Origin of the sequence: Nocardioides imazamoxiresistens (genome assembly GCF_032378595.1) — a bacterium.
Classification (GTDB): domain Bacteria; phylum Actinomycetota; class Actinomycetes; order Propionibacteriales; family Nocardioidaceae; genus Nocardioides; species Nocardioides imazamoxiresistens.
This window is the reverse complement of record NZ_JAVYII010000004.1, coordinates 165112-184533: the sequence shown is the minus strand read 5'-3', so window position 1 is coordinate 184533 and position 19422 is coordinate 165112. Positions and strand designations below refer to the sequence as shown.

14 protein-coding genes are annotated in these 19422 nt (G+C 72.5%); 2 read left to right on the top strand and 12 right to left on the bottom strand.

What is annotated here, in order from left to right; all coding sequences use genetic code 11:
* The first annotated feature begins 56 nt into the window (after nucleotides 1–56).
* Both exaC and RDV89_RS10095 read left to right on the top strand, forming a co-directional pair.
* On the top strand, nucleotides 57–1580 hold the full coding sequence (exaC, locus tag RDV89_RS10100; protein ID WP_315732916.1) for an acetaldehyde dehydrogenase ExaC: 1524 nt from the start codon (nucleotides 57–59) through the stop codon (nucleotides 1578–1580).
* Nucleotides 1580–2059 carry a DUF779 domain-containing protein gene (locus tag RDV89_RS10095; protein ID WP_315732915.1) on the top strand — a complete coding sequence of 160 codons (480 nt, stop codon included), beginning with the start codon at nucleotides 1580–1582 and terminating at the stop codon, nucleotides 2057–2059. Before exaC ends, RDV89_RS10095 begins: the two co-directional genes overlap by 1 nt.
* A gap of 58 nt (nucleotides 2060–2117) precedes the next feature.
* Here the strand turns inward: RDV89_RS10095 and RDV89_RS10090 are convergent, their stop codons facing one another.
* The 12 genes from RDV89_RS10090 to RDV89_RS10035 form a co-directional block, all read right to left on the bottom strand.
* Nucleotides 2118–3716 carry a SpoIIE family protein phosphatase gene (locus tag RDV89_RS10090; RefSeq protein WP_315732914.1) on the bottom strand — a complete coding sequence of 533 codons (1599 nt, stop codon included), beginning with the start codon at nucleotides 3714–3716 and terminating at the stop codon, nucleotides 2118–2120.
* A 96-nt stretch (nucleotides 3717–3812) separates the two neighbouring features.
* Nucleotides 3813–5051: an alpha-hydroxy acid oxidase gene (locus tag RDV89_RS10085; RefSeq protein WP_315732913.1), complete on the bottom strand. Its 1239-nt coding sequence runs from the start codon at nucleotides 5049–5051 to the stop codon at nucleotides 3813–3815.
* Nucleotides 5052–5112: 61 nt separating this feature from the next.
* A complete protein-coding gene (locus tag RDV89_RS10080; protein WP_315732912.1) occupies nucleotides 5113–5811 on the bottom strand; it encodes a FadR/GntR family transcriptional regulator in 699 nt (232 codons plus the stop codon).
* 85 nt (nucleotides 5812–5896) lie between these two features.
* Nucleotides 5897–8965 carry a glycosyl hydrolase gene (locus RDV89_RS10075; protein ID WP_315732910.1) on the bottom strand — a complete coding sequence of 1023 codons (3069 nt, stop codon included), beginning with the start codon at nucleotides 8963–8965 and terminating at the stop codon, nucleotides 5897–5899.
* Between the two features lie 42 nt (nucleotides 8966–9007).
* The gene (locus RDV89_RS10070) at nucleotides 9008–10537 is read right to left on the bottom strand and encodes a rhamnulokinase (RefSeq protein WP_315732909.1); all 1530 of its coding nucleotides are present in this window, start codon (nucleotides 10535–10537) and stop codon (nucleotides 9008–9010) included.
* A gap of 229 nt (nucleotides 10538–10766) precedes the next feature.
* Nucleotides 10767–12821, bottom strand: a complete 2055-nt coding sequence (locus tag RDV89_RS10065; protein WP_315732908.1) for a bifunctional aldolase/short-chain dehydrogenase — start codon at nucleotides 12819–12821, stop codon at nucleotides 10767–10769.
* Nucleotides 12822–12908: 87 nt separating this feature from the next.
* A complete protein-coding gene (gene rhaI / locus RDV89_RS10060) occupies nucleotides 12909–14072 on the bottom strand; it encodes an L-rhamnose isomerase (RefSeq protein ID WP_315732907.1) in 1164 nt (387 codons plus the stop codon).
* Entirely contained in the window at nucleotides 14069–14464 is a 396-nt protein-coding gene (locus tag RDV89_RS10055; protein WP_315732906.1) for an L-rhamnose mutarotase, read from the bottom strand. The genes rhaI and RDV89_RS10055 overlap by 4 nt, the downstream gene beginning before the upstream one ends.
* A 168-nt stretch (nucleotides 14465–14632) precedes the next feature.
* Nucleotides 14633–15661, bottom strand: a complete 1029-nt coding sequence (gene rhaS / locus RDV89_RS10050; protein ID WP_315732905.1) for a rhamnose ABC transporter substrate-binding protein — start codon at nucleotides 15659–15661, stop codon at nucleotides 14633–14635.
* 43 nt (nucleotides 15662–15704) lie between these two features.
* Nucleotides 15705–16811 (bottom strand): ABC transporter permease, encoded by a 1107-nt coding sequence (locus RDV89_RS10045; RefSeq protein WP_315732903.1) that lies wholly within the window; start codon nucleotides 16809–16811, stop codon nucleotides 15705–15707.
* Complete coding sequence (locus RDV89_RS10040; protein ID WP_315732901.1) at nucleotides 16811–17851, bottom strand: ABC transporter permease; 1041 nt, start codon at nucleotides 17849–17851, stop codon at nucleotides 16811–16813. Before RDV89_RS10040 ends, RDV89_RS10045 begins: the two co-directional genes overlap by 1 nt.
* The gene (locus RDV89_RS10035) at nucleotides 17848–19407 is read right to left on the bottom strand and encodes a sugar ABC transporter ATP-binding protein (RefSeq protein ID WP_315732900.1); all 1560 of its coding nucleotides are present in this window, start codon (nucleotides 19405–19407) and stop codon (nucleotides 17848–17850) included. The genes RDV89_RS10040 and RDV89_RS10035 overlap by 4 nt, the downstream gene beginning before the upstream one ends.
* Nucleotides 19408–19422: the final 15 nt, after the last annotated feature.

Genomic DNA, 19422 nt, shown 5'->3' with positions numbered 1-19422 from the left:
AGTCACACCGTCACGCCGCACGCCGACTGCCCCACTCAGCGAGGAGAGAACATCAGATGACCGTCTACGCCGCGCCCGGCCAGCCCGACTCGCTGGTCACCGTCGAAGCCCGCTACGGCCACTACATCGGTGGCGAGTGGGTCGACCCGATCAAGGGCAACTACTTCGAGAACATCTCGCCCGTGACGGGCAAGGCGTTCACCGAGATCGCGCGAGGCACGTCGGAGGACATCGAGGCCGCGCTCGACGCCGCCCACGCCGCCGCCCCCGCCTGGGGCAAGACGTCCGCCGCGGAGCGCGCCAACATCCTCAACAAGATCGCGGACCGGATCGAGGAGAACCTCGCCTCGCTCGCCGTCGCCGAGACCTGGGACAACGGCAAGGCGGTGCGCGAGACGCTCGCCGCCGACCTGCCCCTCGCCGTCGACCACTTCCGCTACTTCGCCGGCGCCCTGCGTGCGCAGGAGGGTGGCATCAGCGAGATCGACAGCACCACGATCGCGTACCACTTCCACGAGCCCCTCGGCGTCGTCGGCCAGATCATCCCGTGGAACTTCCCGATCCTCATGGGCGTGTGGAAGCTCGCCCCGGCCCTGGCGGCCGGCAACGCGGTCGTGCTGAAGCCGGCCGAGCAGACGCCGTGGTCGATCCTGAAGCTGTTCGAGCTCATCGGCGACCTGCTGCCCAAGGGCGTCGTCAACGTCGTCAACGGCTTCGGCGTCGAGGCGGGCAAGCCGCTGGCCTCGAACCCGCGGATCGCGAAGATCGCCTTCACCGGCGAGACCACGACCGGCCGGCTGATCATGCAGTACGCCTCGCAGAACCTGATCCCGGTCACCCTGGAGCTGGGCGGCAAGAGCCCGAACATCTTCTTCGAGTCGGTCGCCTCGCAGCGCGACGCCTTCTACGACAAGGCGCTCGAGGGCTTCGCGATGTTCGCGCTCAACCAGGGCGAGGTCTGCACCTGCCCGAGCCGCGCGCTGGTGCAGCGCTCGATCTACAGCGACTTCGTGGCCGACTCGGTCAAGCGGGTCGAGGCGATCAAGCAGGGCAACCCGCTCGACGACACCACGATGATCGGCGCCCAGGCGTCGAACGACCAGCTCGAGAAGATCCTGTCCTACATCGACATCGGCAAGCAGGAGGGCGCCAAGATCCTCACCGGCGGTGAGCGCCAGGTGCTCGACGGCGACCTCTCCGAGGGCTACTACGTGCAGCCGACGATCTTCGAGGGCGACAACTCGATGCGGATCTTCCAGGAGGAGATCTTCGGGCCCGTCGTCTCGCTGACGGGCTTCGACGACGAGGCCGACGCGCTGAAGATCGCGAACGACACGCTGTACGGCCTCGGTGCCGGCGTGTGGTCGCGCGACGGGTCGCAGGCGTTCCGCGCCGGCAAGGAGATCCAGGCCGGCCGCGTGTGGACGAACAACTACCACGCGTACCCCGCCCACGCCGCGTTCGGTGGCTACAAGCAGTCGGGCATCGGCCGCGAGAACCACAAGATGATGCTGGACCACTACCAGCAGACGAAGAACCTGCTCGTGTCGTACAGCCCCGACGCGCTCGGCTTCTTCTGATGACGACGCCCGACACCGGTTCGGCCGGCACGACGAGCGACCTCCCCGACGGCCCCCTGGGCGTCACGGAGGACTCGCCGCTGCCGCCCGAGCCGGTGCGGGTCTCGGTCACCGAGGCGGCGGCCGACCTGATCCGCCGCCTCACCGAGATGCACGGCCCGGTGATGTTCCACCAGTCCGGCGGCTGCTGCGACGGGTCGGCACCGATGTGCTACCCCGACGGCGACTTCATCACCGGCGACGCGGACGTCCACCTGGGCGACCTCGACGTCGGTCTCGACCGGGGCGTGCCCGTGTGGATGTCGCGCTCGCAGTTCCAGTACTGGAAGCACACGCACCTCACCATCGACGTGGTGAAGGGCCGTGGCGCCGGCTTCTCCCTCGAGGCGCCCGAGGGCGTCCGGTTCCTGATCCGCTCGCGGATCCTCACCGACGAGGAGTTCATCGCCCTCGAGAGCCGCATCGAGGACGCGTCCTGATCCCCGCCCGGCGCCCCCGACCGACCGGGGCGCCGGGCGGGCCGGGTCACGGGTCGACTCAGACCCGCAGGACCATCAGCGCGACGTCGTCCTCCTGCTCGGTCACCAGACCGTCCAGCAGGTGGTCGCACAGCGCCTCGGGGTCGAGGTGCTGACCCCCCGCGAGCCGCGCGACGAGCGCCGCGGTGCCGACGTCGAGGAGCTCGCCGCGGCGCTCCACGAGCCCGTCGGTGTAGAAGACGACCGTCGAGCCGGGAGCCAGCTCCACGCTCTCCTCGCCCCGCACCGTGTCCGGGTCGACGCCCAGCAGCAGGTCGCCGCCGGCGTCGAGCAGGCTGGTGGTGCCGTCGGGGGCGAGCACCACCGGCGGCGGGTGCCCGGCGCGCGACCAGCGGAGCGTACGCATGCCGCTCGCGGCCTCCGACCCGTCGGCGGCCGCCGGCGGGTCGACCCGCGCGACCAGCGCCGTCGCGACCGCGGGCTCGGTCAGCCGCTGCAGCGCCCGGTCGAGCACCTCGAGGACGCGGCCGGGCCGCTCCCACAATGCGTACGCGACACCGCGGATGAGGTTGAGGGCCTGGGCCATCGTCGCCGCCGCGGCGCTGTCGTGGCCGGCGATGTCGCCGACGGTGAGCACGAGGGTGCCGTCGCCCTGGTCGAACGCGTCGTACCAGTCGCCGCCGATCTGCGCGACGTCGGCCGCCGGCACGTAGCGAGCGGCGACCCTCAGCGTCGGCGTCGACTGCGGCGGCAGGAGCAGCGAGTTCTGCAGGGTCACCAGCAGGTCCCGCTCCTCGTCGGTGCGGCGGCGCTCCACCTCGCGCAGCTGCAGCCGGGAGAGCGCCTGGGTGAGGGTCGCGGCGACGAGGCCGAGCAGGTCGCGGTACTCCTCGTCGTACGGCAACCGGTCGCTGACCCGGACGCCCAGCGTGGCCAGCACCTCGCCGGTCGCGGGGTCGCGCAGGTCCTGGCGCACCACGGCGCCGCGACCGTGCTCGTCGGTGTCCGGGAGACCGTCGTCGGGCGTGCCGACCCAGGTGGCCGCGGTCTCGCCCGCGAAGCGCAGCTCGGCGCCGAGGACGTCGTCGGGGAAGCGGCCCAGCACGTCGTGGGCGACGACCCGCAGCTCGTCGCGGGACTCGACGATGCCGAGCGAGGCGGTCAGCCGGGCCAGCAGCGCCAGCCTCCGCTGGGCCAGCACGCGGTGCGTCGTCTCGACCGTGATGTCGAGGACGCCGACCACCTCGCCCTGCGCGTCGTGCAGCGGTGAGTAGGAGAAGTCGAAGTAGCAGTCCTCGAGGAAGCCGTGGCGGTGCAGCGGCAGCAGGAGGTCCTCGACCATGGTCGCGCGCCCGGCGCCCCGGACCTGGTCGAAGAGCGGCTCGATCTGCTCCCAGGCCTCCCAGAAGACCTCCTTGCAGGGCTCGCCGAGGGCTGCCGGGTGCTTGTCGCCGATCAGCTGGACGTACGCGTCGTTGTAGATCAGCCGCAGCTCGTCGCCCCACAGCACCACCGCGGCGAACTCGGTGTGCAGGATCGTGTCGAGGGCGTGCTGCAGCTCCACCGGCCAGTCCTCGCGGCGACCGAGCGACGTCGACGCCCAGTCCTTGGCGTCGTAGGCCGCACGGAGCTCGACGCTCGGCAAGGGGGTGGTCACGGGGTGAAACCTAGGTCATCCACCGGGCATGCACGCGTGGCGCCGCCGCGTCCATCCCCCGGAGGGGTGGGATGCGGCGACGCCCGTGCACATCCCTCAGTCCAGGGGGCGCGGCGCGAGCCGCGCGAGCTGCGTGACGTGGCGCGGCTCGAGCTCGTCGAGGGTCTGCACGCCCAGCAGCTTCATCGTGCGCTCGACCTCGTCGCGCAGGATCGCGATGGTGCGGTCGACGCCCGCGCGGCCGCCGGCCATGAGGCCGTAGAGGTACGCGCGACCGATCAGCGTGAAGTCGGCGCCCAGGGCGACGGAGGCGACGACGTCGGCGCCGTTCATGATCCCCGTGTCGACCATGACCGTCGTGTCCTTGCCGACCTCCCGCGCCACCGACGGCAGCAGGTGGAAGGGCACCGGAGCACGGTCGAGCTGGCGCCCGCCGTGGTTCGACAGCACGATCCCGTCGACGCCGTGGTCGACGAGGCGGACCGCGTCGGCCACGTTCTGCACGCCCTTGATGACGATCTTGCCGGGCCACAGCCCCCGGATGACCTCGAGGTCCTCGTAGCTGATCGTCGGGTCCATCGCCGAGTCCAGCAGCTCGCCGACCGTGCCGCCGGTCGAGCTGAGCGAGGCGAACTCGAGCTTGGGGGTGGTCACGAAGTCGATCCACCACCACGGCCGCACGGCGGCGTCGAGGACAGTTCGCAGCGTGATCTGGGGCGGGATCGAGAAGCCGTTGCGCTTGTCGCGCAGGCGCGCGCCGGCCACCGGGGTGTCCACCGTGAAGAAGAGGGTGTCGTAGCCGGCGGCCGCGGCGCGGCGGGTCAGCTCGTACGACGTCTCGCGGTTGCGCATGACGTAGAGCTGGAACCAGTTGCGGCCGTGCGGGTTGGCCGCCTTCACGTCCTCGATGGAGGTCGTGCCGAGCGTGGAGAGCGTGAACGGGATGCCCGCGGCGGCCGCCGCGCCCGCGCCGGCGATCTCACCCTCGGTCTGCATGAGGCGGGTGAAGCCCGTCGGCGCGATGCCGAAGGGCAGCGCGCTGCGACCGCCCAGCACCTCCAGGGAGGTGTCGACGTCGGTGGCCGGACGCAGCACGTCGGGGTGGAACTCGACGTCCTGGAAGGCCTGGCGGGCGCGGATGATCGACAGCTCGCCCTCGGCGGCGCCGTCGGTGTAGTCGAACGCGGCCCGCGGCGTGCGGCGCTTCGCGATCACGCGCAGGTCGTCGATGGTCAGCGCCTTGGCGAGGCGGCGCCGGCGGGGGTTGAGCTCGGGACGCTTGAAGCGCAGGAGCTCGAAGATCTCCGCCGGGTTGGGGAACTGGCGCTTGACCATGGTGCGGTCCTCTCGGGTGGTGCGGGCGTGGGTGCGGTGCTGGCTGCGGTGCTGGGGTGGGCTAGCGCCGGATCTGCTGGAAGTAGCCGTCGATGTGGTGGCGCACGCACCGCTCGGCGCGAGCGACGTCGCCCGCCTCGACGGCGGCCACGATCTGGCCGTGCTCCGCGCGCAGCCGCGCGGCGGTGGCGGGCCAGTCGTCGATGGCGCGGGCGCCCTGCTGGACGTACGCCTCGATCGCGGTGCGCAGGCCGGCCATCACGGCGACGAGGACGGCGTTGCCGCTCGCCTCGGCGAGCGCGAGGTGGAAGCGGGCGTCGAGGGCCAGGAAGTCGGCCGGCGCGAGGTGCTCGTCACCCATCGCGTCGAGCACCTCGCGGGCGGCGGCGAGGTCGTGCTCGCCGCCGGCCAGCGTGCCGACGACCGCGGTCTCCAGCACGACGCGGGTGGAGACGACGTCGTCGATGCGGAACGCCTGCGCGGCGGTCTGCAGCCGCAGCAGGGTCGACATGCCGCCACCCGGGCGGGCCACGATGATCGCCCCGGACGAGGGCCCCGACCCGGTGGCGGTGCGCACGAGACCCATCACCTCGAGCACCCGCAGCGCCTCGCGGACGCTGGAGCGGCCGACCCCGAGACGCGCGGCGAGCTCGCGCTCCCCCGGCAGCCGGTCGCCCGGCCGCAGCCGCCCGTCGAGGAGGTCGGTCTCGACGTGGTCGAGCACCGTCCGCCACGCACGGGGCGTGTCGATCTCGGTCATCGCGGGCTCCTCTGTGGTCTGACCACACCGTAGCATGTGGTCAGACCACAGCGGGAGCCCTTCGCCGGGATCGTCCGCCGAGGGCTCAGCGCACCTCCTGCTCCACGTACGGCACCAGCCGCACGGGCCCGATCAGGCCGTAGCTCTGCCGGGTGGCCACGGCGTACACCTCCGGCGTCACCGTCCGCAGGCGGTTGAGCAGCGGCGTCGCCACCTCGACCACGATCGTGTTCGCCCCCACCCGCAGCCGCCGCCCCAGGTCGACGGTCGTGACGAGCGGGTCGCACGGCGGCAGCAGCGTGCCGTTGACCGTGACGCGGAACGTGTCCTCCACGGCGCCGAGCTCGAGGTACGCCCCCGTGCCCGCCGGCCAGCGGGTGCCCAGGTTGACCGACGCCGTGTAGCGGCCGATGCCCGAGACGTCCTCGAAGCCCGCGATCTGCGACCACGGCTTCAGCTCGGTGAGCCGGGTGCGCCGCGGCGTGCGGACGGTCTCGGTGACGGTGCGCCCGGGCGTCCAGTCCTCGACGACGAGGTCCCACGTGCTCAGGGTGAGCGGGGCGCGCACGGAGGCCACGGTGGTCGAGCGGGTACGCCCGCCGGCCAGCGTCACCGTGTGCCGACCCGCGGTCGCGGTGCGGACCACGAGGCGCTGGTCGTTGCCGCTGACCTGGTCGGCCGTCGTGGCGACGACCGAGACCGGGCGGTCCTGGCGGCCGGGCGCGGCGAGGATGATCACCGTCGACTGGCCGGGCTGCAGGTCGACGCGCACCTTGATCCGGCCGCCCGAGCGCTCGTGCAGCGGCACCGGCGTCACCGAGCCGCTCCAGGCGTCGAGGCGGTAGGGCACAGCGTCCGCGCGGGAGGCGGTCAGCCACACGTCCTGGGTGACCCGCGTCAGGCGCCGGTTCTCCGCGTGCTTCGCGTTGGCGAGGTAGTAGAGGTCCGTGCCGCCGCCCTCCGCGAGCACCCGGCGTACCGACATCACGGTCGAGCGCTCGTGGCTGACGTCCGGGCTCACGCCCAGCGCGGCCAGCGCCGTCGGGATGTCGGTCGCCGCGGCGACCGTGCGGGTCGTCGAGCGGGCGGCCACCGCCGCCATCGCGGCGCGCACCTGCGCGATCACCTCGGCCGACTCGACGCCGACCGGCTCGGCCTGGGTCCAGTCACCGACCAGCACGACCTTGAGGCCGGCCTCGGCCAGCGCCTGCAGGCGCTGCGCGGCGGACAGCTCGATGGTCGGGCGGTTGCCGCGGAACTGGTCGGGCGTCACGATCATCGCCTTGTACGCCGGGCCGTCCGGCGCCAGCCGGCCACCGCGCACCGTCGCCAGCGGCAGCTCGAGCAGCGCCGGCGTCGCGAACGAGTGCGTCCAGCCGAGCGGGATGCCGTCGTTGGTCGCCCACGGCGCCCCGATGCCCGTCGAGGCCCAGCCCTTCTGGCGCAGGAAGACGATGTCGTACTTCGGCACACCGCTCTGCAGGACCAGCTGGGTGCGCGCCATGTACGCCGCGATGCCCGGCATGTGCTGCCACAGCGGGGTGCGCGGGCCCCACGCCTCGCCGAAGCCGATCGCGCCGTTGTAGTAGGGCGAGAAGGCGGCGAAGCCCGGCCAGGTCACGCCCGGGGCGCTCGCGTGCGCGAAGCCGTGCAGCACCGCCATGTTCACGCCGGCGGCGTAGATCGAGTTGATCGTCGACAGCGCCCGCTCCCAGGTGGTGCTGTAGGCGGCGCCGTTGTAGCAGGCCGCCTCGCAGGAGAGCACCGTGCGGCCACCGAGGTCGCGACCGCCGGCCATCACGCGGTAGTCGTCGAGGTTCTTGAACCCCAGCGACTCGGTCTCCGGCACGTCGACGACCGCGCTGTGCTCGACGGTGTCGGTCTCCAGGCCGTAGGGCTGGATCCGGATGCCCATGTCGAGCGTGCGGGCGAAGCGCTGCATCGGCAGGAGGTGGTTGTCGCGGTAGAGGTCGGACAGCGTCTGGTTGACGTCGTCGCGCACCCGCGTGGTCGTGGTCGCGTCGAACGCGAACTGGTAGCGCTCGTGCAGGTCGAGGATCGCCGGCAGGTAGGGAACCAGGTCGTAGCCGCGGCGGGTCTCGAACTCCTCGAGGAACGCGGGCGTCCAGATGGTCACCTCGGTCTCGACCTCGAGCGAGTCCTCGAACAGGTAGCCGCCGGCCTGGCGCAGCAGGCCGCGCAGCTCGTCGTCGAGGATCCGCTCCTCCCACAGGTCGATGACCTGCTGCGCGCCCGCGGCGGAGAAGTGGTCGACGACCCAGCTGCGGGGGTCGGTGTGCGGGCCCGCCTCGGGCTCCTGGCCCGAGCCGCGCGACCACATCGGCAGCAGCACCCAGGTGCCGGCCGGGGTCGCGGGCGCGGTCCAGGTGAGCGTGCCGTCGACGACGTCGTCGGTGAGGTCGACGACCGTCGCGACGTCGAGCACGGTCTCGGTGCGGGCCGTGCCCGGGGTGACGACGCGGGCGGCGAGCACCCGCACGAGCGTGCTGCGGGTAGCCTGCGGGACGGGCGCCTCCACGGGCGCCGGGAGCGCACCGTCGAAGGTCGCGCCGGCGGCCACCTCGGCCAGGCCGTGCACCAGCTCGGTGCACGCCTCCGGCGAGTCCGGGGTGATGGTCGGCACGGCCGCCGGCCACGAGGGCCCGACGGTGACGTCGACGCGCACGCCGCGGCGTACGGCCTCGCGCAGCGCCGCCTTCACGCCCGCGATCCAGGGCGCGGTGCCCCAGCCCTGGGTGCGCACGTCGATCTCGATGCCGCGCGCCCGCAGGCTGTGGGTGACGTCGGCGATCTCGACGGCGCCGAAGCCGGCGGTCGCGATCTGCTGCACCTCGCGGGTGATCTGCGCCGGGTCGACGGCGCCGTGGGGCCACCACCAGCGGAAGCCGGCGGCGGTGGTGAGGCCGGGCGCCGCGAGCCGGCGGGCCAGCTCGGCGGGGATGCCGGGCGAGACCGGCGTCGCCGACGGGAGCGCGGCGCCGGGGGCGGCGGCCGCGGGTCCGGCGAGGCCGGCGATGCCGACCGCGCCGACGGAGGCGGCCGCGGCGGCGAGCAGCTGCCGACGACCGAGACGGGCGGCCGAGGGGCCGGGGGCGCCGGGCGTACCGGCGAGGGGGACGGTGACGTTGTCCATACGGTTGCTCCGAGAGGCGTGGCCGCGGGCGGCCGGTCGAGGTCAGCCCACGGTCGTGGGTCGGCCGGTGACCAGGCGCCGCTCGGCGGCGTCCCAGTCGAGCAGAGACCGCGGCTCGTAGCGCCGCAGCTCGTGCGTGTCGCGGACCAGCGCGCGCATGGCCGCGAGATCGGGGAGGTCCGCGCCGAGGGCGCGGGCCTGGACCAGCACGTTGCCGAGCGCCGCCGCCTCGCCGGGACCGGCGAGGACGGGCACGCCGAGCGCGTCGGCGCTCAGCTGGCACAGCAACGTGTTGTGGGTGCCGCCGCCGACGACGTGGACGACGTCGAACTCCTCGCCGGCCGTGCGGGCCGCGGCCCGCAGGTGGCGGCGGTAGGCCACGGCGAGGGAGTCGACGATGCAGCGGGCGGTCGCGACCGGCGAGTCGGGCACGGGCTCGCCCGCGGCCTCGGCCAGCGCGGCGATGCGGGCCGGCATGTCGCCGGGCGGCAGCAGGGACGCGTCGTCGATGTCGACGACGGTGCGCAGCGGCTCGGCCTCGGCGGCCGCGGCGAGCAGCACGGGCAGGTCGATCTCGAGACCCTGCGCCTGCCAGGTGCGCACCGACTCGGAGAGCACCCACAGGCCCATCACGTTCTTGAGGTAGCGCACCGTGGAGTCCACGCCCGCCTCGTTCGTGAAGTTCGCGGCGCGGGCCTCCTCGCTCAGCACCGGGGCGTCGAGCTCCAGGCCCACGAGCGACCAGGTGCCCGAGGAGATGTACGCGAACCGGCTGCCGCTCCCCTGCCCCTGCGCCGGGACGCCGACGACCGCGGAGGCGGTGTCGTGGGACCCGACGGCGACCACCGGCACGGGCGGGTCGGTGGGCGTACGCCCGATCGCCTCGGCCACCGCGGGCAGCAGCGGTCCCACCAGGCTGCCGGCGTCGCGCAGCGGCGGGAGCACCTCCGCCGGCAGGTCGAGACGCTCGGCGAGGTCGCGGGCCCACGTGCGGGTCGTCGCGTCGTAGAGCCCGGTGGTCGAGGCGTTCGTGCGCTCGGCGCCGATCTCGCCGGTCAGCCAGTAGCCGAGCAGGTCGGGCAGGAGCAGGAGGGTGCGTGCGGCGGCGAGGGCCGGCGTACCCCGCTCGGCGGCGAGCTGGAAGACGGTGTTGAAGGGCAGGTGCTGCAGGCCGGTGCGGGCGAACAGCTCGTCGGCGCCGACGGTGCCCCAGACCTGCTCCGGCACGCCGTCGGTGCGGCGGTCGCGGTGGCTGCGGGGGTTGCCGAGCAGCAGCCCGTCGCGCCCGAGGAGGCCGTAGTCGACCGCCCACGAGTCGATCCCGACCGCGTCGAGCGGTCCGGTCGCGGCGATCGTGCGCAGCGCCGCGAGCACCTCGCGGTGGATGCCGAGGACGTCCCAGTAGAGGGCGTCGCCGACCGGCACCCCGCCGTTCGGGAAGCGGTGCACCTCGGCGAGCTCGAGGCGCCCCGGACCCACGACCGCCACCATGACCCGGCCGCTCGTGGCGCCGAGGTCGACGGCCGCGACCCGGAGGTCACCGGGGCGCGGGGTGGGCAGGTCGCGGTTCACGGGGCGTACCTCTCGGAGTCGGTCGGTGGGTGCTGCTTGCGGCTGCTGCTTGCGCGTACTGCTGCGTACTGCTGCGTACTGCTGCGTACTGCTGCGTACTGCTGCGTCGAGTTGCGGGTTTCGCCGCGTCCCGAGCATCGAGTTGCGGGTTGTGCCGCGCCGGCGGCGGCACAACCCGCAACTCGACGCGCCCAGCGCGGCACAACCCGCAACTCGGCGCGAAGGGGGGTCAGCGGAGGAAGGCGGCGGCGACGCCGGCGTCCACGGGGACGTGGAGGCCGGTGGTGTGCGTCATCTCCGGGCCGCAGAGCACGAACACCGCGTTGGCGATGTGCTCCGGCAGCACCTCCTTCTTGAGGATGGTGCGCTGGGCGTAGAACTTGCCCAGGTCCTTCTCCTCGACGCCGTAGACCGCGGCGCGGTTGGCGCCCCAGCCCGACGCGAAGATGCCGGAGCCCTGCACGACGCCGTCCGGGTTCACGCCGTTGACCTTGACGCCGTGGGCGCCGAGCTCGGCGGCGAGCAGCCGCACCTGGTGGGCCTGGTTGGCCTTGGTGGCGGAGTACGCGATGTTGTTCGGCCCGGCGAAGACCGAGTTCTTCGAGGAGATGTAGATGATGTCGCCGCCCATCTCCTGGTCGATCATCACCTTCGCGGCCGCCTTGGAGACCAGGAACGAGCCCTTGGCCATCACGCGGTGCTGCAGGTCGAAGTCCTCGCCCGTGGTGTCGAGCAGCGACTTGCTCAGCGAGAGCCCGGCGTTGTTGACGACGAGGTCGACGCCGCCGAACGCGAGCACGCAGGCGTCGATCGCGGCCTGGACGGCCGCCTCGTCGGAGACGTCGGCCGCGACGCCGAGCGCCACGTCCGCGCCGCCGATCTCGGCCGCGGCGGCCTGCGCCTTCTCCAGGCTCAGGTCGGCGACCACGACGACCGCGCCCTCGCCGGCCAGCTTCTTCGCGGTGGCCTTGCCGATGCCGCCCGCGGCGCCGGTGACGAGCGCGACGCGCCCGGCGAGCGGCTTGGGCTTCGGCATCCGCTGGAGCTTGGCCTCCTCGAGCGCCCAGTACTCGATGCGGAACTTCTCCGCCTCGTCGATGGGGGCGTACGTCGAGAGGCCCTCGGCGCCGCGCATCACGTTGATGGCGTTGACGTAGAACTCGCCGGCCACGCGGGCGGTCTGCTTGTCCTTGCCGAACGAGAACATGCCGACGCCCGGCACCAGCACGATGAGCGGGTCCGCGCCGCGGATCGCCGGGGAGTCCGGCGTCGCGTTGCGGTCGTAGTAGCCCTGGTAGTCGGCGCGGTACTCCTCGTGCAGCTCCTTGAGCCGCGCGACGGACTCCTCGACCGAGGCGGAGGCCGGCAGGTCGAGGACCAGCGGCTTCACCTTGGTGCGCAGGAAGTGGTCGGGGCAGGAGGTGCCGAGCGCCGCGAGGCGCGGGTGCTCGGCCGCGGCGAGGAAGTCGAGGACCACGTCGGAGTCGGTGAAGTGCCCGACCATGCCGCGACCGGCGGCCAGCGCGTCCTTGCTGGCGATGCCGCGGATCGTGCCGGCCAGCGCGGCGGCCTTGGCGCGGCGCTCGTCGGCCGGCAGCGGGGCGTACCCCTCCAGGGCGGGCCCGAAGGGCTCGGCCTTGCTGTTCGCGGCGATGTACTCCGCGGCCGTGTCGATGATCCACAGCGAGTGCTGCTCGGCCTCCTCGGAGGTGTCGCCCCACGCGGTGATGCCGTGGCCGCCGAGGATGCAGCCGACCGCCTGCGGGTTGCGCTCCTTGATGGCGGCGATGTCGAGGCCCAGCTGGAAGCCGGGGCGGCGCCACGGCACCCACACGACCTTGTCGCCAAAGATCTTCGAGGTCAGCGCCTCGCCGTCGGCCGCCGTGGCGACCGCGATGCCCGAGTCGGGGTGCAGGTGGTCGACGTGCGCGGCGTCGACGAGGCCGTGCATGGCCGTGTCGATCGACGGCGCCGCGCCACCCTTGCCGTGCAGGCAGTAGTCGAACGCGGCGACCATCTCGTCCTCGCGCTCGATGCCCGGGTAGACGTCGACGAGCGCACGCATCCGGTCCAGGCGCAGCACCGCGAGGCCCGACTCCTTCAGCGTGCCGAGGTCGCCGCCCGAGCCCTTGACCCACAGCAGCTCGACGGGACGGCCGGTCACGGGGTCGGTCTCGGTGCCCTTGGCGGAGGTGTTGCCGCCGGCGTAGTTGGTGTTCTTCGGGTCCGAGCCCAGCCGGTTGGACCGGGCGATCAGCTGCTGGGGAGTGGTGAGATCCGTCATCTCGGGTGCTTCCTCTGGGTCTGAGGTGGGTGTGGTCTGCGTGGTGCGCGGTGTCGTCTGCGGTGCAGGGGCGAGGGCGTACGCCCGTCAGCTCCAGCCGGCCTGGGTGCCGCCGACACGGGCGGCCTCGATGCCGTCCTGGTAGCCGCTGGCCGCGAACGCCTTCATCGGGTGCGCCGGGAGGCCGCGGCTCTCGCGCCACGCGGCGAGGTCGCCGCGCACGTCGGTGGAGAAGGCGTCCATGAAGATCTCGTGGGCCTCGAGCACGTCGCCCGACTCCTGCGCGGCGGTGAGCGCCTCGCGGTCGAGCAGCAGGGCCCGGGCCGTCATCTCCTGCACGTTGAGCACGGAGCGGATCTGGCCGGGGATCTTCTTCTCGATGTTGTGGCACTGGTCGAGCATCAGCGCGACGTCGGAGTCCGCGTCCAGGCCGCCGCCGCGGATGACCTCGACGAGGATCCGGAACAGCTGGAACGGGTCGGCCGAGCCGACGATGAGGTCGTCGTCGGCGTAGAAGCGGCTGTTGAAGTCGAACGAGCCCAGCTTCCCGAGCCGCAGCAGCTGCGCCACGATGAACTCGATGTTGGTGCCCGGCGCGTGGTGGCCGGTGTCCAGGCAGACCATCGCGCGCTCGCCGAGGGCGGCCACCTGGACGTACGAGGTGCCCCAGTCGGGGACGTCGGTGTGGTAGAAGGCCGGCTCGAAGAACTTGTACTCGAGCACGAGGCGCTGCTCGTCGCCGATGCGGTCGTAGATCTTCTGCAGGCTCTCGGCGAGGCGGTCCTGGCGGCCGCGCATGTCGGCCTGGCCCGGGTAGTTCGAGCCCTCGGCCAGCCAGATCTTGAGGTCGCGCGACCCGGTCGCGTCCATCACGTCGATGCACTCGAAGTGGTGGTCGACCGCCTTCTGGCGGATCTTCGGGTCGGTGTGCGTGAGGGCGCCGAGCTTGTAGTCGTCGTCCTGGAACGTGTTCGAGTTGATGGTGCCGAGCGCGATGCCGAGGTCCTCGGCGTAGCGGCGCAGCGCGGCCCAGTCGTCCACGAGGTCCCACGGGATGTGCAGCGCGACGGCGGGCGCGAGGCCGGTGAAGCGGTGGACGGTCGCGGCGTCGGCGATCTTCTCCTCCACCGTCCGCGGGGTGCCCGGCGTGCCGAAGACCTTGAAGCGGGTGCCGGAGTTGCCGTAGGCCCAGGAGGGGACCTCGATCGCCAGACGCTCCAGCGTGGGCGTGATGTCGGCGAAGCTGGTCATGCGGGCTCTCCCTCGGTACGGCGGGTGGTCGGGGTGGTCGGGTCGGTGGCGGCGGCTGCGGCGAGCTGGTCCTCGAGGTGGAAGACCTCCTCGAGGCGCACGAAGCCGGTGTCGGGCGCGGCGCCGTCGAGGTCGACGAAGAACTCGCCCATCTCGGCCTGCCAGCGGGCGTTGACCTCGGTGGCGGCCATCGCGGCCTGGGCCTCCTCGATGGTCGTGTCGACCTCGACGTAGCCGATCAGCAGGCCGTCGGGGCGGACGAACAGCGAGTAGTTGTGCCAGCCGGAGGCCGCGAGCGCGGCGAGCATGTCGGGCCAGACGGCGGCGTGCCGCTCGCGGTACTCCTCCAGCCGGTCCGGCCTGACCTGCAGCTGGAAGCAGACGCGTTGCATGACGGGGGCTCTCCTCGAGAACGGGATTGAATCGTTTTAATCGTAGTGGCCGGCGTCGTCACGCGTACGTCGGGTGGGGCGGGTGCTGCCGGGGTGTGCCGGGGTGGTGCGGGGTCGTGCGGGGGTGGTGCCCCGGCCCGGACGGGCCGGGCCGGGGCGCCGGGCGACTCAGAAGTCGAAGTCGCCGATGTTGTCCGCGTTGAACACGGTGGGGTCGCCGAGCAGGATCTCGCCGTCGGCGCCGACCGTGTACTCGCCCAGGTCGCCGGCCTCGAAGGTGTCGCCCTCCTCGCCGGTGATGTCGCCCTCGACGAGCGCGTGGGCGGCGTAGGCGGCGAGGTAGCCGAGCTCCTCCGGGTTCCACAGCGCGAACGCGGTGACGGTGCCGTCCTCGACGAACTCACGCATCTGGTTCGGCGTTCCGAGACCGGTCAGCGCGACCTGGCCCTTGTACTGCGACGTCGAGAGGTAGCGCGCGGCCGCGGCGATGCCGACGGTGGTCGGCGAGACGATGCCCTTGAGGTCGGGGTGCGACTGCAGCAGGGCGGCGGTCTTGTCGAACGAGGTCTGGTCGTCGTCGTCGCCGTAGGTGGTCTCGACGATCTCGATGTCGGGGTACGTCTCGGCGGCGTACTCCTCCATCAGCTCGATCCAGGTGTTCTGGTTCGTCGCGTTGGCGGCGGCGGAGAGGATCGCGATCTCGCCCTCCTCGCCGATCTGCTCGGCGATGATGTCGATCTGCGACTCGGCGATGCCCTCGGGCGAGGCCTGGTTCACGAACACGTCGCGGTACTCGGGGTCCACGTCGGAGTCGAACGTGACGACCTTGACGCCGGCGTCGCGCGCCTCCTCGAGGGCGTCGCCGAGGGCGGTCGGGTCGTTCGCCGAGACGACGAGCGCGCCGACGCCCTGCTGGGCGGCCGTGTTGATGAACGGGACCTGCGCGTCGGGCGTCGCGTTGGTCGGGCCGACCTCCTCGAAGCTGCCGCCGAACTCCTCGGCGGCGCGCTCGCCACCGGTGCTGGAGGCGTCGAAGTAGGGGTTGCCCAGGTTCTTCGGGAGGAAGGTGATGCTCGAGGAGCCGTTGCCGCCGCCCCCGTCGCCGTCTCCGTCGCCACCGCCGCAGGCGGTCAGCGCGGTGCTCGCGGCCAGGGTGAGGGCGACGAGCACGGTGCCGCGCCGGGTGTTGAACTTCATCGTTCTGCCTTTCGGGGTGGGGGAGCCAGGAGTGACGGGTGGATCAGGCGGGGTCGGAGCGGCCGGGGCCGCTCTTCCCCCTGCCTCGTGAGGGCAGGCGTCCCGAGGCCCACGCGAGGAGACTGGGGGTCACGACCGAGGCGACGAGCAGGAGCCCGATCACGATCGTGGTGACGTTCTCGGTCTCTCCCTGCAGCCGCATGGCGCTGGTGATGACACCGATGAGGAGCACGCCGGCGACGACGCCGTGCAGGGCGCCGCGGCCGCCGAAGATCGACACGCCGCCGAGCAGCACGGCCGCGATCACCTGCAGCTCCAGGCCGGACGCGGAGTCGCCGCGGGCCAGGTCGTAGCGCAGCGTGTAGTAGACGCCCGCCAGGCCGGAGACGGCGCCGGCAAGCACGAAGAGCAGCAGCTTGGTGCGGGCCACGTCGACGCCACTGAAGCGCGCGGCCTCGTCGTTGAGACCGATCTCGTAGACGCCGCGCCCGAAGCTGGAGAAGTGCAGCAGCAGCACGAACAGCACGGCGAGCACGCCGAAGACGATCAGCACCTGCGGGTAGCTCGACTCGCCGATCCGCTCCTTGACCCGGTCGGTCCACTCGTCGGGGAAGCCGGTCTTGGCCTCCGTGCCGAGCAGGCCGACGGCGATGCCGCGGTAGAGCGCGAGCGTGCCGATGGTGACCGCCAGCGACGGGAGCCCGACGTAGCCGACCAGGAAGCCGTTGAACGCCCCCGCCACCGCGCCGAGCGCGATCGCGGCCAGGGCCGCGGCCCCGAACGACCAGCCCAGGTCGATGCAGAGCACGCCGGTCATCGCGCTGGTGAGCACGACGGTGCTCGCCACCGACAGGTCGATCTCGCCGGTGATGATGATGAGCGTCATCGGCAGCGCGATCAGCAGGATCGGCATGAGGTCGAGGAACAGGTAGTACAGCGTCAGCGGGCCGTCGAAGTTGGGCACCTCGACGTTGGCCCACACCAGCACGCCGACGAGCAGCGCGATGACGGCCGTCTCGCGGGTGAACAGCCACCGCTGCCAGGCGGGGCGGGCGTACGCCGCGTAGATCCGCTCGGAGCGCGCGTCGCCGCCGCTGCCGCTCGGGCCCCCGGAGCCGGCGGTGGCCGGGGTCGGCTTGAGCGCGGACATCAGTGCTCCCTCTCTTCGTCGAGGCGTCGGGCGCGCCGTAGGGCGAGCACCCGGTCGAGGACGACGGCGCCGAGGATGAGGGCGCCGACGACGGCGCGCTGCCAGAACTCGGGGATGCCGAGGATCGGGAGCGCCCGGTTGATCGTGACCAGCAGGACCGCGCCGATGGCCGCGCCCCACACGGAGCCGCTGCCGCCGAAGATCGCGACGCCGCCGATGACCGCGGCGCCGACGGCCTGCAGCTCGATGCCGTTGCCGACCGAGGAGGTCACGGAGCCGTAGCGGGCGGCGTGCAGCACGCCGGCCAGACCGGCGAGCGCGCCGCAGAGCACGAACGCGGTGAGCACGCGGGTCGGGACCTTGAGCCCGTAGAGCCGGGCGGCCGCGGGGTCGGAGCCGATGGCGTACAGCTCGCGGCCCGAGCGGGCCGTGTGCAGGTAGTAGCCGACCACCGCGACCACGGCGACGGCCAGGATGGTCAGCACCGGGATCGTGAGGACCTGCTGGGTGCCGAGCGCGAGGAACTCGCGGGGCATCTGGTCGGCGGTGATCCGGTCGCTGCCGGCCCAGGTGAGCATGATGCCGCGGTAGATGTACATCGTGCCGAGCGTGATGACGAGCGCGGGCACCCCCGCGTACGCCACCAGCACCCCGTTGACCACGCCGAGCACCGCGCCGAGCGCGATGCCCGCGAGCACCACGACCGGGATCGGGATGCCGGGCTGGTCGATGAACAGGCGGCCGGTGAGGTAGGCCGTCAGCGCCATCGTCGACCCGACCGAGAGGTCGACGCTGCGCGTGATGATGACGAGCATCTGGCCGGCCGCGAGCAGCAGGAGGATCGAGGGCGTCAGCAGCAGGTCGCGCCAGCCGTCGCTCGAGAACACGAAGCTGTCGTTGCGCAGGGTGGCCGCGACGACCACCAGGATCAGCACGACGGCGACCGCGATCTCGCGGGACCGCACGGCGCCGGCCAGGACGCCGCGCACCGCGGCGCCGCGGCCGGGGCCCGCCTGCGGCCGGGTCAGGGTCGCGCTCATGCGCTGACCTCCTTCATGAGTACGTCGGGGAGCTCGGGGGCGAGGGCCTCGCGACCGGCGGTCGCGGCCTTCATCACGGACTCGGGGGTGGCCTCGGCGCGCGCGAGCTCGGCGGTGATCTCGCCCTCGCGGACCACGAGGACGCGGTCGGCCATGCCCAGCACCTCGGGCAGCTCGGAGGAGATCATCAGGATCGCGAGGCCCTGCGCCGCGAGGTCGGAGAGCAGCCGGTGGACCTCGGACTTCGTGCCGACGTCGATGCCGCGGGTGGGCTCGTCGATGATCAGCAGCTTCGGCGAGGTGGCCAGCCACTTCGCGATGACGACCTTCTGCTGGTTGCCGCCGCTCATCGTGGTCGCCGGCATGTCGAGGGCGTTGGTCTTCACCTCGAGGCGCCCGGCCCACGGTCCGACGGCCTTGTTCTCGGACGCCGTGGTCAGCAGGCCGAGACGGCTGAGGCGGGTGCGGATCACGCTGGCGACGTTGTGGGCGACCGAGTTGTCCACGACCAGGCCCTGGCGGCGGCGGTCCTCGGGGACGAAGGCCATGCCGGCCGCGATCGCGGCGCGCGGCTTGCCCGGGCGCACCGGCTTGCCCGCCATGGTGACCTGGCCCGAGTCGTAGGCGTCGACGCCGAAGACCGCCCGCGCGATCTCGCTGCGACCGGCGCCGACGAGCCCGGCCAGGGCGACGATCTCGCCCGAGCGGACCTCGAAGGACACGTCGCGGAAGGTGCCGGCCGAGCGCAGGCCGTCGACCTTGAGCACGATGTCGCCGACCTCGGTCTCCTGCTTGGGGAACAGGTCACCGATCTCGCGGCCGACCATCATCTCGACGACCGCGTCCGGGGTGGTGGACGCGATCGGGGTGGTCGCGACGTACGCACCGTCGCGCATCACCGTGACGGTGTCGCAGAGGTCGAAGACCTCCTCGAAGCGGTGCGAGATGAAGACCAGACCGCGGCCCTCGTCGCGCAGGCTGCGGGCGACCGCGAAGAGGCGCTCGACCTCGACGCCGGAGAGGGCGGCGGTCGGCTCGTCCATGATGAGCAGGCGGGCGTCGAGCGAGATGGCCTTCGCGATCTCGATGATCTGCTGGTCGGCGATCGAGAGGCCCAGGGCCGGGCGACGCGGGTCGATGTCGACGCCGAGCCGCTCGAAGATCGCGCGGGTCTCGGCGAGCATGGCCGCGCGGTCGATCCGGCGGCCGCGACCGAGGGGCTGGCGGCCCATGAAGATGTTCTCGGTGACCGAGAGGTCGGGGAAGAGCGTCGGCTCCTGGTAGATCACGGCGATGCCCGCGGCCTTCGACTCGGCCGTCGAGGAGAAGTCGACGTCCGCGCCCTCGAAGCGCAGCGTGCCGGCGTCGCGGCGGTGCACGCCGGCGACGATCTTGACCAGCGTGGACTTGCCGGCGCCGTTCTCGCCGACGAGCGCGTGGATCGACCCGGCCGTCACGCTGAGCGTGCCGGAGCGCAGCGCGGCGACGGGGCCGAACGACTTGCGCACGTCGGCCATCTCCAGCACGGGGGCCGACTTCTTCAGGGGGTCGGACATCGGACCTGCTTCCTC

What these genes read in the sequence shown, in the direction of transcription:
- exaC (WP_315732916.1), top strand. Translation starts at nt 57, where the DNA reads ATGACCGTCTACGCCGCGCCCGGCCAGCCCGACTCGCTGGTCACCGTC.
- RDV89_RS10095 (WP_315732915.1), top strand. Translation starts at nt 1,580, where the DNA reads ATGACGACGCCCGACACCGGTTCGGCCGGCACGACGAGCGACCTCCCC.
- RDV89_RS10085 (WP_315732913.1), bottom strand. Translation starts at nt 5,051, where the DNA reads ATGGTCAAGCGCCAGTTCCCCAACCCGGCGGAGATCTTCGAGCTCCTG.
- RDV89_RS10080 (WP_315732912.1), bottom strand. Translation starts at nt 5,811, where the DNA reads ATGACCGAGATCGACACGCCCCGTGCGTGGCGGACGGTGCTCGACCAC.
- RDV89_RS10075 (WP_315732910.1), bottom strand. Translation starts at nt 8,965, where the DNA reads ATGGACAACGTCACCGTCCCCCTCGCCGGTACGCCCGGCGCCCCCGGC.
- RDV89_RS10065 (WP_315732908.1), bottom strand. Translation starts at nt 12,821, where the DNA reads ATGACGGATCTCACCACTCCCCAGCAGCTGATCGCCCGGTCCAACCGG.
- rhaI (WP_315732907.1), bottom strand. Translation starts at nt 14,072, where the DNA reads ATGACCAGCTTCGCCGACATCACGCCCACGCTGGAGCGTCTGGCGATC.
- RDV89_RS10055 (WP_315732906.1), bottom strand. Translation starts at nt 14,464, where the DNA reads ATGCAACGCGTCTGCTTCCAGCTGCAGGTCAGGCCGGACCGGCTGGAG.
- rhaS (WP_315732905.1), bottom strand. Translation starts at nt 15,661, where the DNA reads ATGAAGTTCAACACCCGGCGCGGCACCGTGCTCGTCGCCCTCACCCTG.
- RDV89_RS10045 (WP_315732903.1), bottom strand. Translation starts at nt 16,811, where the DNA reads ATGTCCGCGCTCAAGCCGACCCCGGCCACCGCCGGCTCCGGGGGCCCG.
- RDV89_RS10040 (WP_315732901.1), bottom strand. Translation starts at nt 17,851, where the DNA reads ATGAGCGCGACCCTGACCCGGCCGCAGGCGGGCCCCGGCCGCGGCGCC.
- RDV89_RS10035 (WP_315732900.1), bottom strand. Translation starts at nt 19,407, where the DNA reads ATGTCCGACCCCCTGAAGAAGTCGGCCCCCGTGCTGGAGATGGCCGAC.